Source organism: Streptomyces sparsogenes subsp. cuspidosporus (assembly GCF_039532705.1).
Classification (GTDB): Bacteria; Actinomycetota; Actinomycetes; order Streptomycetales; family Streptomycetaceae; genus Streptomyces; species Streptomyces sparsogenes.
Map to the genome: position 1 here is coordinate 78863 of NZ_BAAASD010000039.1, position 13556 is coordinate 92418.

The window sequence follows — 13556 nt, forward strand, 5'->3', positions numbered from 1 at the left end:
AGCGGGGCACTCGCCGTTGGGGCACTCGCCGTTGGGGCGCTTGTCGTTGCGGCACTTGGTGCTGGGCGGCGGCCGGCTCGCTCCGGGGTGCTCCGGGCCCCGGGCCTCCCACGGGCGGCTATACACCCGGTGTATACGCCGTGTGTATAGTGCTCCGCATGACCGACGCGTACCTACTGCCGATCAAGACCGCGGCGGCCCTGTTCCCCCTCGTCGCGCTGGCCCTGTTCCTGCCGACGGCCGTCGTGCTGTACCGCAGGCACGGCGTCATGTCGCGGGGGCGGACCCTGTCGCTGTACGGCTTCCTGTACTACGCGCTGAGCGCGTTCTGCATGACGGTCGTCCCGCTGCCCCGGCGGTCCCCGGACATGTGCTCCCGCTACGCCGTGGTCGCCGACCCGCAGCTGATCCCGGGCAACACCTTCGGCGACATCTGGAAGGAGGCGCACGGCAAGGTCACCGTCAACGCGCTGGTCCTGCAGAACCCCGCCGTCGCCGGCACCCTCTTCAACCTGCTGCTGCTCCTGCCGCTCGGGGCCTTCCTCCGCTACCACTTCCGCCGCGGGCCGGCGGCCACCGCGGCCCTCGGCTTCGGCGCCTCGCTGTTCTTCGAGCTGACGCAGTGGAGCGGGGTGTGGGGCCTCTACGCGTGCCCGTACCGGCTCTTCGACGTCGACGACCTGATCGTCAACACCTCGGGCGCGCTGCTCGGCTGGGTCCTGGCCGGGCCCGTGACCCGCCGGCTGCCCGCGCTGGAGACGCTGGACGGCCGGGCGCTGGCCCGCCACCCGGTGCCGTTCGGACGGCGGCTGACGGCGCTGGCGCTGGACCTGGTCGGCTACGCGGCGGTGACGGTCCTCGCTGTCGGGGTGAGCCGGGGGCTCGGCGAGGCGGCGGTCCTGCCCCGGGTGCCCGGCCCCTGGGTGCCCGGCGCGGCCTTCGCCGGGTGGTTCGTCGTCCTGCCGTATCTGACGGGGACGACGCCCGGCAAGCGGCTGTTGCTGCTGCGGGTGGTGCCCGCCGGTGGCGGCGCGCTCCCCCTCTGCCGGCTGGCCGTACGGGCCCTGCTGCTCGGCGTGGCCACCCTCCCCTTGCTGGCGGGGCTGTCGGTGGCAGCGGCGGTCCTGTTCGTGGAGCCGTCGCTGCCCGGCCTCGTCGCCACCGCCCGGCAGGCGACCGGCGAGGACGCGGCGTACCTCGCGGCGCTCTATCCGGAGCAGGCGCTCGTCGCGGTGCTGGGCATCACGATGCTCCTGGCGTACGGGTTGCGGACGCTGCGGCACCCCGACGGCCTCGGCCCGCACGAGATCCTGTCGGGACTCCGCAACGAGGCCCTGCCCCACACCCGCGCCCGACGCCCCCACGGAACGGCGCCCGACCCCGCCCCCGTCAGGGCGGCCACCCCGCTGCGGGAGACGCTCACGAGCGTCTGAGCGCGGCGCCGGGCGCCGTTCACTCACCGCCGCGCGGCGATCTCCGTCGCCCGTCGGCGGGCTCGCTCAGGCGCGACCCGCTCAGGCGCGACCCGCTCAGGCGCGGATGGTAAAGCGCGGGTGGCTCAGGCGTTGCCCGCTCAGGCGCGGGTCGCTCAGGCGCGGGTCGCGGCCAGCTCGACCACGGTGACGTCCGGCGGCGCCCCCACACGTACCGGCGGGCCCCAGGCGCCCGCGCCGCGCGTGACGTAGAGCTGGGTGTCGCCGTAGCTGTCGAGCCCGGCGGCGGTCGGGTTCGCGAGTTCGGCGACGTAGTTGCCCGGCCACATCTGCCCGCCGTGGGTGTGCCCGGACAGCTGCAGGTCCACGCCGTGGTCCACCGCGTCATGGATCACCACCGGCTGGTGGGCGAGCAGCACGCAGGCGCGCGCCGGGTCGCGGTCGCCGAGCGCCGCCTCGAAGTCCGGGCCGTGGCCCTCGTCCTCGCCCGCGACGTCGTTGACCCCCGCGAGGTCGAAACCGCCCAGCTCGGCGCGCTCGTTCTCCAGCGGCCGCAGCCCGAGCTCGCGCACGTGGTCGACCCACTCCCGGGCGCCGGAGTAGTACTCGTGGTTGCCGGTGACGAAGTACGACCCGTGGCGGGCCCGCAGCGCGCGCAGCGGCTCGGCGGCGGGACCGAGGTCCTCGACACTGCCATCGACGAGGTCGCCGACGACGGCGATCAGGTCGGGGCTGGTGCGGTTGATCGTCTCCACGACCCGCCGGGTGTGCGCGCGGCCCAGGATCGGCCCCAGGTGGATGTCGCTGACCACGGCGATCCGGAACCCGTGCGCCCGGCGCGGCAGCTTGGCCAGCGGCACGGTGACCCGCTTCAGGCGGGGGCCGCGCATCACGGTGTACGTCCCGTACCCCACGGTGCCCGCCGCCACGGCGGCCGCCCCGACGGCCACGGTCCGCGCGACGAACAGCCGGCGGGAGGGGGGTGCGGGGGCGGCGTCGGCGGCATCGGCGGTGACGGTGGCCGGGGGCTCGGGCTCGCCGGCCGGGTCGGGCTTGCTCGCGTCGCCGACCGGGTGGGTCTTGCTCGCGTCGCCGCCCCTGTCCGCGTCATCGGCCTCGTTCAGCGTGCCCACGGCCACCGGCGTCCGCTCGGCGGGGACGCCGGCCGGGCGGGCGGCGGTGACGGGCGGCGCGAGCCGGGCCGCGTCGCGCCGCTCCAGCCAGCGGCGCAGCAGCGGCCGTATCGCCTCACCCGCCAGCAGGGCGAGCGTCAGATACAGCACCAGCGCCAGCCACAGATACCCCGGCCAGGCCAGGGCGCGCTGCACGGCGAAGGGCGCTCCGGCCCGCCCGGAGACCAGCGCCCCGACGCTGATCAGCGGCAGGACAACGGCGGCCACCGCCCCGGCGCGCCGGGCCCGCCCGCCCCGCGCCGTCGTGTCGCGGACCAGCCGCCGCCACAGATACCAGTGGACGCCGGCCAGCAGGCCGACGACGGCGAGCGCCACGAGGGCGTACAGCACGACCACTTCAGGTCCTCCCGTTTCGCGCCTCGAAGGCGCCCGTCACACCCCTACCGCTCCGTGGCCGCGCCCTCCCCGGACGCGGCCTCGCGGCGCAGGGCACGCAGCCCGCGCAACCCGATCACGCCGATCCCCGTCCCCAAGAGAAACGAGGTGATCGCGAGCAGCAGATGCACCCAAAAGTACGCGGTGGGATCTCCGGAGTCGTCGAAAGCGAGTCCGCTGCCGTCCTTCCACAAGTTCTTGACAAAGGTGATCCAGATGGCCCAGCTCCAGACCCCGAAGGCGAGCAGGAACCAGGAAATGGGGCGGCTGAGCTTCATGGTGTCCAGTATGAGCACGCCTACCGGGCGAACCTCCGGCGGGTACGCCCCTCGTAAGGCCGTGGCAATGTCGCCCGGGGGTTCGAAGGCCGGTACGTTCACAGGCGTGCCGATGATCTCCTCCTCCGCCCCGAAGCGGGGCTCCGCCGCATCGCTGACCACCGCCGCCGCCCTCCTGCTGTCCGCCCTGCTGGCCGCCGCCCCGGCCCACGCCGCCCCGGCCGACCGCTCCGACGACAAGGACACCGCCAAGCCGCCCGCCCAGATGTCCGTGGTGGGCGGCAAGCGGCTCGGCCGTCCGGGCACGCAGGTCTCGCTGAAGGAGGGCGCGCCCGCGCTGCCCAAGGGACTGAGCGGACGCTCCTGGCTGGTGGCCGACGCCGAGTCCGGGGATGTGCTCGCCGCGCACAACGCCCACTGGAAGCTGCCGCCCGCGTCCACGCTGAAGATGCTCTTCGCGGACACGGTGCTGCCCAAGCTGCCCAAGGACCGCGAGCACAAGGTGGCGCTCTCCGACCTGGAGGGCATGGGGGCGGGCAGCAGCCTGGTCGGGGTGAAGGAGAACCTCACCTACACGGTGCACGACCTGTGGCTCGGCGTCTTCCTGCGCTCGGGCAACGACGCGGTGCACGTGCTGTCCGCGATGAACGGGGGCAAGGCGAAGACGGTGCAGGAGATGCAGGCGCACGCCGAGCAGCTCAACGCGCTCGACACGCATGTCGTCACCCCGGACGGTTACGACGAGAAGGGCCAGGTCAGCAGCGCGTACGACCTCACCCTGTTCGCCCGTTCGGGGCTGCAGAAGGCGGACTTCCGGGAGTACTGCTCGACGGCGACCGCCCAGTTCCCCGGGGAGTACAAGAAGGACAAGAAGGGCCGCAAGAAGCGCGAGAGCTTCGCGATCCAGAACACGAACCGCCTGCTGACCGGTTTCCAGGTGCCGCAGTACAAGGGCATCGCCGGGGTGAAGAACGGCTACACGACGAACGCGGGCTCCACCTTCACCGGCGTCGCGCAGCGCGGTGACCGGGTGCTGCTGGTCACCGTGATGAACCCGCAGAAGCAGGCGGCCAGCGAGGTCTACAAGGAGACCGCGAAGCTCTTCGACTGGGGCTTCGAGGCGGCCGACTCGGTGGAGCCGGTGGGCGCGCTGGTCCGGCCGGGCCCGAAGGGCCTCGCGAGCGGGCCGGGGGTGGAGCACGCCGGGCAGAACTCCCGCAAGCACGCCCAGGCGGCCGTCTCGGCGGGCGACGGCGGCTCGGGCGGGAGGTGGACGGCGGTCGGGCTCACCGGCGGCTCCCTGGTGCTGCTGGCCGCCGTGGCGTACGCGGTGCACCGCCGGTGGCCACTGCCGGAGCTGGTGCGTCGCCGGTCGCGCGGCTGAGGCGCGGCCCCCGGACGCGGCGCGGTACCCGGGGGCCCGCTTCACGAACGCTGTACGGGGGCGGCCGGGGCCGGGGGCGCCCGCTCAGGGGCTCCCCGGCTCGGCCTTCTCCAGCGTCACCGGCTCCGGCTCGGGGGCGGCCTCGGTGGCGGTCCAGGCGGCGCAGAACAGCGTCAGCTTGGCGGTGAAGTTGATCCACAGGAGCAGGGCGATGGGCACCCCGAAGGCCCCGTACATGCTCTTGGCCGCGACGTTCTGGAGGTAGCTGCTCAGCAGCAGCTTCAGCAGCTCGAGGCCGATCGCGCCGATGAGCGCCGCGACGACGACGCTCCGGCGCGGCGGCTCGACGCCGGGCAGGAGGGTCAGGACGTAGCACAGCAGCAGGAAGTCGGCGATGACGGCGGCCGCGAAGGCCGCCACGGTCAGCAGCCAGCCGCCGACCCCGTTCTCGGGGATGCCCAGGTGGCGCGCGGTCCAGCCGGCGGCGGTCGCGGCGAGGGCGGAGACGGCGAAGGACCCGACGGCGACCCCGCCGAGGCCGAGGAGCAAGACGGCGTCCTTGAACTTGCGCCGCACCGGGTTCCCGGGGTCCTCGTCCAGCTCCCACACCGCGCGCAGGCACTCGCGCAGCGAGCCGACCCAGCCGATGCCGGCGAGCAGCAGCAGCGCGCCGGCGACGGCGCCGATCGTCGTGGCGTTCTCGATGAGGCCGCTCAGGTCGAGCTGGCCGGAGATGCCGGGGACCTGCTGGGCGAGCCGCTTCTCCACTTGCTTCATCTGGCCTTCGGTGAGCGTCGCCGCGCCGATCGCCGCTCCCACGGTGACCAGCGGGAAGAAGGCGAGGAAGCTGATGAAGGTGATGGCGGCGGCGAGGCGCGTCCAATGGACGTGCTCCAGCCTCTCGTACGCGCGCCAGGCATGGGTACGCATCAGCCGGACGATCACGGGGCCGATCAACGGGAGCCGGGTCAACCAGTCCATGATCAGCGTCTACCCCCAGGTCGGCGGGTCAGCCGGAACCGGCTCGGCCGACACTCCGCCCGTCACTCTTCTTGGTGACGGGCGGCCCCGGCCACGACCGTGACTACCCGGGCGCGACCGTGACTGTCCGGCCGCGACCGTGACTACAGGGACGGCGCGGGCGGGCGGGAGAGGTTGACCTGACGGGGGACCACCGGGCCGGTGCCCGAGGGGCCCTGACCGCCGCCGAAGGGGTATTCGCGGTCCAGGCGCCAGACCCCGTCCGCGCCCTGCTCGTAGAGCGCGAAGCCGCCGATCGTCCAGGCCGCCCGGAAGTCCTTCAGCTCCGCGTACGCCCGGTCCATGGCCTCCTCGTCGATGCCATGGGCGATCGTGACGTGCGGGTGGTACGGGAACTGCAGCTCACGGGCGCACGGCCCGGAGGCCTCCCGGACCCGCTCCTGGAGCGCGGTGCACTCCTCCACCCCTTCGACGATCTTGACGTAGACGACCGGCGACAGCGGGCGGAAGGTGTCGGTCCCCTCCAGCCGCATCGTGAACGGCCGGCCCTCGGCCGCGACCGTCGCCAGATGGCGCTCGACACCGGGCAGCGCCGAGGAGTCCACCTCGGTGGGCGGCAGCAGGGTGACGTGGGTGGGGATGCCGTGAGCGGCGGGGTCCCCGAAGCCCGCGCGCCGCTGCTGCAGATAGCTGCCGTACGGCTCCGGGACCGCGATCGAAACGCCGAGCGTTACGGTCCCCACTGCGTTCTCCCTCCTGGCCCTCCCGGGCGTTGTTGGGCCTCAGCCGCTGCACCGGTGTCAGTGTGGCGGCTGCGCCGCCTTCGCGGCTAGCTACGTCGGTCCTTCGGCGCACGTGCCCGGGGCCTCCTGCGAAGGGGCCACAGGGCGCGGGCCGGTGGTTCGTCCGGTGCCGGTCAGCGCCGGTCGGAGCCGATGGTCAATGCCGTCAGCGCTTCGCGGGCAGGAAGCCCACCTTGTCGTAGGCCTGGGCCAGCGTCTCGGCCGCGACGGCTCGGGCCTTCTCCGCACCCTTGGCCAGGATTCCGTCCAACGTCCCGGGATCGGCGAGGTATTCCTGGGTGCGCTCGCGGAACGGGGTGACCCACTCGACCAGCACCTCGGCGAGCTCGGTCTTGAGCGCGCCGTAGCCCTTGCCCTCGTACCGGCGCTCCAGATCCGCGATCGGGGTGTCGGTGAGGGTGGAGTAGATGGTCAGCAGATTGCTGACGCCGGGCTTCTTCTCCTCGTCGAAGCGGATCTCGGTCTCGGTGTCGGTCACCGCGCTCTTGATCTTCTTCGCCGAGACCTTGGGCTCGTCCAGCAGGCTGATGATGCCCTTCGGCGTGGACGCCGACTTGCTCATCTTGATCGCCGGGTCCTGGAGGTCGTAGATCTTCCCGGTCTCCTTGACGATGTACGGAGCGGGAACGGTGAAGGTGTCGCCGAAGCGCCCGTTGAAGCGCTCGGCGAGGTCGCGGGTCAGCTCGACGTGCTGGCGCTGGTCCTCGCCGACCGGGACGTGGCTGGCCTGGTAGAGGAGGATGTCGGCGACCTGGAGGATCGGGTAGGTGAAGAGGCCGACGGTCGCCCGGTCCGCGCCCTGCTTGGCCGACTTGTCCTTGAACTGGGTCATCCGGGACGCCTCGCCGAACCCCGTCAGACAGTTCATCACCCAGGCGAGCTGGGCGTGCTCGGGCACATGGCTCTGGATGAAGAGGGTGCAGCGGTCCGGGTCGAGCCCGGAGGCGAGCAGCTGGGCGGCGGCCAGCCGGGTGTTGGCGCGCAGCTCCGCCGGGTCCTGCGGCACGGTGATCGCGTGCAGGTCGACGACCATGTAGAAGGCGTCGTGGGTCTCCTGCAGCGCGACGTACTGCCGGATCGCACCGAGGTAGTTGCCGAGGTGGAACGAACCTGCGGTGGGCTGGATACCGGAGAGCGCACGGGGACGATCGAGGACCATGGCACCCATTCTCTCAGGTGTGGAACCAGTCTCGGTCCGCCGGTGTATGAAAGGTGTGAGGACTGGTGAGGGGGCGCGGGAGGGGGACCTCTCCGTGCGGAAGACGGCAGCGTCGGGAGTGACTGCATCGTCGGCATCGGCAGCGGCGACAGCATCGGCAGCGGCGACGGCTTCGGCGGCGGCGACGGCATCGGCGGCGGCATCGGCTTCGGCGGCGGCGACGGCATCGGCAGTCGAAGCGGAGATCATCGCGCGGGTGCGGTCGGGGGACACCGAGGCGTACGCGGAGCTGATGCGGGCCCACGCCCCGATCGCGCACCGCACGGCCGTGCTGCTCGGCGCGGGCGCCGACGCGGAGGACGTGGTGCAGGACGCCTTCGTGAAGGCGTATCTCGCCCTGGGCGGCTTCCGGGAGGGCGCCGCGTTCCGGCCCTGGCTGCTGCGGATCGTGGCCAACGAGACGAGTAACGCGCTCCGCTCGGCGCGGCGGATGCGCACGGCCGACCGGGAGGCGGCCGCGCTGGGCGGCGCCGAGCCGGCCATACCGGACTGCGCGGACCCGGCGGTCGCGGCCCTGGCCGACGAGCGCCGGGCCGAGCTGCTGGCCGCGCTGGATCAGCTGAGCGAGCCCCAGCGGCGGGTGGTCACCTACCGCTATCTGCTGGATCTGGACGAGGCGGAGACCGCGCAGGCCCTCGGCTGGCCGCGCGGCACGGTGAAGTCCCGGCTCAGCCGTGCCCTGAGGCGGCTGGAGCTGCTGCTCGGGGCGGGCTGGACGGCCGAGGAGGAAGGAAGGCGGGACCGTGGAGGGCAGGGAAGTGGAGGCCACAGGGCCCGGGGCTGCGCCCCGGAGCGGGGGCGGGCGGCTGCCCGCCGAATTGCGGGCGCTCGGGCGCGCGCTGGAGTCGCCCCGGCCGGGCGTGCGGCCGATGGACGACGAGACGCTGGTCGAGCGGGTGATGGCGCGGATAGTACGGGCTTCGGCGGCCACCCCCGCGACCGATCCCGCGACCGATCCCGCGACCGCGACCGCCCGGGAGGCACCGGACCAGGCCGGGCGACACGGGCGGCCGCAGGTCTGGCCGGAGGAGCAGTGGCGGGAGCTGCCCGGCCTGACGGCCGGGCAGGGCCCCGTGGACATCCCCGGGAAGGGCGGCGTCAGTCGGTCGGCAGACCGGGGGCGGGGTAGGCCGCCATCAGCTCGGCCACCTCACCCCTGATCTTGGTGAGCGTCTCCTCGTCACCGCTCCCGGCGGCGACCACGCCCCGGTCGATCCACTCCGCCACGGTGGCCATGTGCTCGGTGCGCAGACCGCGCGAGGTCAGGGAGGGGGTGCCGATCCGAATGCCGGAGGGGTCGAACGGCTTGCGCGGGTCGAACGGCACGGTGTTGTAGTTCACCACGATCCCGGCCCGGTCCAGCGCCTTGGCGGCGACCTTGCCCGGCACGTCCTTGGGCGTGAGGTCCATGAGGATCAGATGGTTGTCGGTCCCGCCGGACACCAGGTCGAAGCCGCGCGCGAGCAGCGCTTCGGCGAGCGCCTGGGCGTTGGCGACCACGGCGTGGGCGTAGTCGCGGAAGGCCGGCTGGGCGGCCTCGTGCAGGGCCACGGCGATCCCCGCCGTGGTCTGGTTGTGCGGGCCGCCCTGCAGCCCGGGGAAGACGGCCTTGTCGATCGCCTTCGCATGGGCCTCGCGCGACATCAGCATCGCGCCGCGCGGGCCGCGCAGCGTCTTGTGGGTGGTCGTGGAGACCACGTCGACATGCGGCACCGGGGAGGGGTGGGCGCCACCCGCGACCAGCCCGGCGATGTGCGCGATATCGGCGACCAGCACCGCGTCCACCTCCCGGGCGATCTCCGCGAAGGCGGCGAAGTCGATGGTCCGGGGCACCGCCGTCCCACCGCAGAAGATCACCTTGGGCCGCTCCTTGCGGGCCAGGTCGCGCACCTCGTCGAAGTCGATCAGCCCGGTGTCCTGACGCACCCCGTACTGCACCCCACGGAACCACTTACCGGTGGCCGAGACCCCCCACCCATGGGTGAGGTGGCCCCCCATGGGCAGCGCCATGCCCATGACCGTGTCACCGGGCTCGGTGAACGCGAGATACACGGCCAGGTTGGCGGGCGACCCGGAGTACGGCTGCACATTGGCGTGCTCGGCACCGAACACGGCCTTCGCGCGGTCCACCGCCAGGGTCTCCACCTGGTCGATGACCTGCTGCCCCTCGTAGTAGCGGCGCCCCGGGTAGCCCTCGCTGTACTTGTTCTGCAGCACGGTCCCGGACGCCTCCAGCACGGCGCTGGACACATAGTTCTCGCTGGGGATCATGCGCAGGGTCTCCGCCTGCAGCGTTTCCTCCGCGCCGACCAGCGCGGCAAGCTCCGGGTCGGCCGCGCTCAGCGCGGGATGAGAGAGGGGCAGGCTCATGGTGTTCCTCCGGGCGATCGGTCAATGAATCCGGTCGTTGTCCCGGGGTGCCCAGGCGGGCGGCACCTCGTGATGACTGCACCGCGCGCCGCTTCCTCGTGGTCGCTTCCACGTTCGCCAGTCACGGCGCGCGCTCACCACTCTAGTCGGGTCGCGGTTTTGCCCCACCCGAGCGTCGGGCATGACGGCGTCCTGCAGGCCGGTTCTACGCTGCCTGCATGATTCGCACTGTGGTCTTCGATGTCGGCGAGACCTTGATCCGAGACGACCGCGGGTGGGGGGCATGGGCTGACTGGCTGGGCATCCCCCGTCACACCCTCTCCGCCCTCGTCGGTGCGGTGGTCGTTCAAGGGCATGACAACGCCGAAGCCCTGCGACTCATCCGACCCGATATCGACATCGCGGCGGAGCGAGCCGCGATGGAGGCCGCCGGGGTCGGTGAGCACCTCGACGAGTCGGACCTCTACCCGGATGTGCGTCCAGCGCTCGCCGCGCTCCGCGAGGCGGGCCTCCGCGTCCTCGTCGCAGGCAACCAGACCGCGCGGGCCGGTGCCCTGCTGCGGGACCTCAAGCTGCCCGCTGATGAGATCGCCACCTCGGAAGAGTGGGGGATCGCCAAACCCGACCCACGCTTCTTCGCCCGCGTCCTGGACCTTGCGGGAACGGCGCCCAGCGAAACCGTGTACGTGGGCGATCACCCCGCGAACGACACGCAACCGGCGAAGGCCGCGGGCCTGCGGGCCGCGCATCTGCGCCGTGGGCCATGGGGCCATCTGTGGTCCGGCAAAGCTGAGGCGGCCGCTGCGGACTGGGAGATCGACTCGCTGCACGACCTCGTGCGACTCGCCGCCGGATGAGGCGAGCAGCCCCGCACATATGGGACAGCTCGCTACCGTTCGGAGTGGACGCACCGAACGGAGCACCAGCATGGCGCTCCGCGCGGCGTAGCGTGGATGAACCATTCGCCTGGTGGGGGTGACCATGCACTACGCGAACGAGACGATCGGCGATCGGGTCGGTCGGCTCCGTGAGCGGCGGGAGCTGACGCAAGAGCAGCTCGCCGAGCACGCGAATGTGTCGGTGGACACCGTGCGGAAGCTTGAGCAGAACCGGCGGTTGACGGCTCGGCTTTCCACGCTGAACCAGCTGGCCCGCGCCCTGGACGTCGAAACGTCCGCACTGGTCGGTCAGCCAACCACCTTTGAAGTGCGCTCTGATGGCGACACGCCCTCCGTGCTCGCCTTGCGCCAGGCGGTTTCACCGCTGTCCGACCTGCTCGGCGAGGACCCCGACACGGAAGACCCACCATCCGTGGGAGCGCTGCGCGCCTCGCTTCGCTCGACCGAAGTCATCCGTCGCGAGGGACGCATGGGTGAAATCGGCGCCCTTCTGCCTCAGCTCATCCGAGACGCGCGTGCCGCGGCCCGCGCCTACCACGGCAGCGACCAAGCAGCCGCCCATGCCGTCCTGGCCGAGGCATACCAGGTGGCGGCGACCACACTCACAGCGCTGGGTAAGGAAGATGCCGCGTTCACCGCCATGGAGCGCGCTACGGAGGCGGCCAGACGCTCCGACGACCCCCACCTCGAATCCATTGGCGCCTCGACCCTGGCATGGATCTTCACGAAGCAGGGGCGCCTTGAGGACGCCGAACGCGTGGCACTGACGTACGCCGATCGGATCAACCCCGGCTTCCGCTCTCAGCCTGTGGATCTCTCGCTGTGGGGAATTCTGCTGCTGCGGGCGGCCACTGCGACCGTGCGTCAGGGCGAGGGCAAGTACGACAGGGTGAAGGAGCTGCTGAGGCTGTCAACGGGCGCCGCAGCGAGCATCGGGGCCGATCGACTCGACTACGCCACTCCCTTCGGCCCGACCAACGTGGGTGTGGCGAAGGTGAATTTCCTGGTGGAGATGGAACAGAGCGCCGATGCGGTGGCTACGGCCCGCACTGTGCAGGGCATCGGATCGCTTCCACCGACGTGGCGGGCTCGGTTTCATGTGGATCGGGCCCTGGCGTACTCCGACCTCCACCGGGATGCGTCGGCCATCGGCGCGCTGCTGAAAGCCGAGGAGGACGCGCCCGAGTGGATGAGGTACCACGGCACCGCGCGCCAGCTTGTGGCCGAGCTGCGCAGCCGCGAGCGGCGCCGTACCTCTTCGGTGACGCAACTCGCTGACCGTCTTCACCTGGACGGGTAGGGCATCGCGTCCTACCCGGGTGCGAAAGTAGGACGGCTCGTCACTGTCCGATCACACACGGTCTCTCTAAGTTGCCCCCACTGGACAGCGGCTCCGATCGCGCGACCCCGCCAGGTCAGACCGGCGCCGCCTAGGCATGACAACAGGGGCGCATATGACGACCGAAGCCGAACGATGGACACCGCCAAGCGGCCGCAACGCGCAATTGCAGGCCGCCGGAAGATGGTGGGACGTCGTACGCGTCCCGCGATTCATCGGTAAACGGGCCCTGGAACTGCTCGGCGACGACGCCGGCGCGGTCATCGAGAACCCCTTCGATGGCGTGCTGTACTGGCTCATCGTGCCTGGCACGGCCGCTGAGTGGGACTTGAGCCGACTGCCCAGCGTCGAGGTCTGGGGAGCGACCGCGTATATCGAGGTGCCGTCCGCCGACTGCCGGAGGGGGCCCGGGGTGCGGTGGCGCGTGCCGCCCCGGGACCGGTACCTCACCGACCCGGCGGCCCTCCTCGCCGCGCTGCTGACAGCGACCCGCGAAGCGCTCGGCCCGCGCGAGGGGGCCAGCCGGTGACCGAGTACTGCTACCGCTGCGACAAGCCCACCCGCGAGCCCATCACCGTGCTGCGCGCATCGGCCTCAGGACCCGGCTGCCTGCGCCACCTGTGCCCGGACTGCAACCGCCGACGACCGCACCCCGACGCCGACCTCTACCAGGTCCTCGTCACCCTCCAGCGCGACAGGCACCCGACATGACCGCCCCGGCCGACGCCCGGCGCCTGTCCCCGTACTGCGCGCTGTACACCGCCGAGCCCGACACCACACCCGACGAGATCCACGCGTACTGCAAGGGCCCGGGTGAGGTCCGGGCCAAGCCCGTACCGCCCGCGACCCGTGGCGCGCTTCTCTTCACCATCCGCTGCGACTGCGACTGTCACCGCGCCTGAGGCCGTGACGTTGCGGTGAGTATCGGACAGCGACACGCCGTCGCGTCGGCGTGTCGCTGTCCCAAACTCACCGCAAACCCAGGCCCGAGCAGCGTAAAGCCCCCTGCCCACCCGAGGCAGGGCCGACTTCGGACCGCACAGACCACAGCGGCCGAAGTCCTGGAAAGCCTCGCCCCGGCCTCCCGCTTGCAGGCCAGTGACCGGGACGAGGACCGCGCAACCGCGCGGGGGCACCCCCGCGCGAGTGAACTCACAGGAGGCCCCATGCGATTACAGCATGTCGTCCGCCAGGACCCGGGCGACGGCGACACCATGCCGGACACCGACGCCCCCACACCCGGCGGCCAGACCCCCGGCGACTCGGACGACGGACGCCAGTA

General features: G+C 72.1%; 13 protein-coding genes, 1 pseudogene and 1 riboswitch. Of the genes and pseudogenes, 8 read left to right on the top strand and 6 right to left on the bottom strand.

The features are described 5' to 3' along the window. Nucleotides 1–158 precede the first annotated feature (158 nt). Nucleotides 159–1433: a VanZ family protein gene (locus tag ABFY07_RS33130; protein WP_346178029.1), complete on the top strand. Its 1275-nt coding sequence runs from the start codon at nt 159–161 to the stop codon at nt 1431–1433. A 155-nt stretch (nt 1434–1588) separates the two neighbouring features. Here ABFY07_RS33130 and ABFY07_RS33135 read toward each other — a convergent pair whose 3' ends face one another. Both ABFY07_RS33135 and ABFY07_RS33140 read right to left on the bottom strand, forming a co-directional pair. Next, entirely contained in the window at nt 1589–2962 is a 1374-nt protein-coding gene (locus ABFY07_RS33135) for a metallophosphoesterase (RefSeq protein WP_346178030.1), read from the bottom strand. A 44-nt stretch (nt 2963–3006) separates the two neighbouring features. Next, complete coding sequence (locus ABFY07_RS33140) at nt 3007–3279, bottom strand: SCO4848 family membrane protein (protein ID WP_065960716.1); 273 nt, start codon at nt 3277–3279, stop codon at nt 3007–3009. On the opposite strand from ABFY07_RS33140, the gene ABFY07_RS33145 reads away from it, so the two are divergent. Beyond that, entirely contained in the window at nt 3278–4663 is a 1386-nt protein-coding gene (locus tag ABFY07_RS33145) for a D-alanyl-D-alanine carboxypeptidase family protein (protein WP_479685638.1), read from the top strand. The two genes, ABFY07_RS33140 and ABFY07_RS33145, sit on opposite strands and share 2 nt — an antisense overlap. Nucleotides 4664–4747: 84 nt before the next feature. Here ABFY07_RS33145 and ABFY07_RS33150 read toward each other — a convergent pair whose 3' ends face one another. The 3 genes from ABFY07_RS33150 to trpS all read right to left on the bottom strand — a co-directional run bounded on the left by ABFY07_RS33150 (nt 4748) and on the right by trpS (nt 7606). Beyond that, the gene (locus ABFY07_RS33150) at nt 4748–5644 is read right to left on the bottom strand and encodes a YihY/virulence factor BrkB family protein (protein WP_346178031.1); all 897 of its coding nucleotides are present in this window, start codon (nt 5642–5644) and stop codon (nt 4748–4750) included. A 143-nt stretch (nt 5645–5787) separates the two neighbouring features. Further along, nucleotides 5788–6387 (bottom strand): 2'-5' RNA ligase family protein, encoded by a 600-nt coding sequence (locus ABFY07_RS33155; protein WP_065960684.1) that lies wholly within the window; start codon nt 6385–6387, stop codon nt 5788–5790. Between the two features lie 205 nt (nt 6388–6592). Next, complete coding sequence (gene trpS, locus ABFY07_RS33160) at nt 6593–7606, bottom strand: tryptophan--tRNA ligase (protein WP_346178032.1); 1014 nt, start codon at nt 7604–7606, stop codon at nt 6593–6595. Between the two features lie 244 nt (nt 7607–7850). Between trpS and ABFY07_RS33165 the strand changes: the two are divergent. Further along, nucleotides 7851–8378 (top strand): annotated as a pseudogene (locus ABFY07_RS33165) (RNA polymerase sigma factor); the annotation flags it as partial. A gap of 386 nt (nt 8379–8764) precedes the next feature. Here the strand turns inward: ABFY07_RS33165 and ABFY07_RS33170 are convergent. Further along, on the bottom strand, nt 8765–10036 hold the full coding sequence (locus tag ABFY07_RS33170; protein WP_346178033.1) for a serine hydroxymethyltransferase: 1272 nt from the start codon (nt 10034–10036) through the stop codon (nt 8765–8767). A gap of 42 nt (nt 10037–10078) precedes the next feature. Then, nucleotides 10079–10171: riboswitch (ZMP/ZTP riboswitch) on the bottom strand. 83 nt (nt 10172–10254) lie between these two features. Between ABFY07_RS33170 and ABFY07_RS33175 the strand changes: the two genes are divergently transcribed. The 5 genes from ABFY07_RS33175 (at nt 10255) to ABFY07_RS33195 (ending at nt 13176) form a co-directional block, all read left to right on the top strand. Next, a complete protein-coding gene (locus tag ABFY07_RS33175; RefSeq protein WP_346178034.1) occupies nt 10255–10893 on the top strand; it encodes an HAD family hydrolase in 639 nt (212 codons plus the stop codon). A 124-nt stretch (nt 10894–11017) separates the two neighbouring features. Beyond that, a complete protein-coding gene (locus ABFY07_RS33180) occupies nt 11018–12235 on the top strand; it encodes a helix-turn-helix domain-containing protein (RefSeq protein WP_346178048.1) in 1218 nt (405 codons plus the stop codon). A gap of 154 nt (nt 12236–12389) precedes the next feature. After that, on the top strand, nt 12390–12803 hold the full coding sequence (locus ABFY07_RS33185; RefSeq protein ID WP_346178035.1) for a hypothetical protein: 414 nt from the start codon (nt 12390–12392) through the stop codon (nt 12801–12803). Continuing rightward, nucleotides 12800–12985, top strand: coding sequence for a hypothetical protein (locus tag ABFY07_RS33190; RefSeq protein ID WP_346178036.1), 186 nt, complete (start codon nt 12800–12802; stop codon nt 12983–12985). The genes ABFY07_RS33185 and ABFY07_RS33190 overlap by 4 nt, the downstream gene beginning before the upstream one ends. Beyond that, complete coding sequence (locus ABFY07_RS33195) at nt 12982–13176, top strand: hypothetical protein (RefSeq protein ID WP_346178037.1); 195 nt, start codon at nt 12982–12984, stop codon at nt 13174–13176. Before ABFY07_RS33190 ends, ABFY07_RS33195 begins: the two co-directional genes overlap by 4 nt. Nucleotides 13177–13556: the final 380 nt, after the last annotated feature.

What these genes read in the sequence shown, in the direction of transcription:
- ABFY07_RS33130 (WP_346178029.1), top strand. Translation starts at nt 159, where the DNA reads ATGACCGACGCGTACCTACTGCCGATCAAGACCGCGGCGGCCCTGTTC.
- ABFY07_RS33145 (WP_479685638.1), top strand. Translation starts at nt 3,278, where the DNA reads ATGGTGTCCAGTATGAGCACGCCTACCGGGCGAACCTCCGGCGGGTAC.
- ABFY07_RS33140 (WP_065960716.1), bottom strand. Translation starts at nt 3,279, where the DNA reads ATGAAGCTCAGCCGCCCCATTTCCTGGTTCCTGCTCGCCTTCGGGGTC.
- ABFY07_RS33150 (WP_346178031.1), bottom strand. Translation starts at nt 5,644, where the DNA reads ATGGACTGGTTGACCCGGCTCCCGTTGATCGGCCCCGTGATCGTCCGG.
- trpS (WP_346178032.1), bottom strand. Translation starts at nt 7,606, where the DNA reads ATGGTCCTCGATCGTCCCCGTGCGCTCTCCGGTATCCAGCCCACCGCA.
- ABFY07_RS33170 (WP_346178033.1), bottom strand. Translation starts at nt 10,036, where the DNA reads ATGAGCCTGCCCCTCTCTCATCCCGCGCTGAGCGCGGCCGACCCGGAG.
- ABFY07_RS33175 (WP_346178034.1), top strand. Translation starts at nt 10,255, where the DNA reads ATGATTCGCACTGTGGTCTTCGATGTCGGCGAGACCTTGATCCGAGAC.
- ABFY07_RS33180 (WP_346178048.1), top strand. Translation starts at nt 11,018, where the DNA reads ATGCACTACGCGAACGAGACGATCGGCGATCGGGTCGGTCGGCTCCGT.
- ABFY07_RS33185 (WP_346178035.1), top strand. Translation starts at nt 12,390, where the DNA reads ATGACGACCGAAGCCGAACGATGGACACCGCCAAGCGGCCGCAACGCG.
- ABFY07_RS33195 (WP_346178037.1), top strand. Translation starts at nt 12,982, where the DNA reads ATGACCGCCCCGGCCGACGCCCGGCGCCTGTCCCCGTACTGCGCGCTG.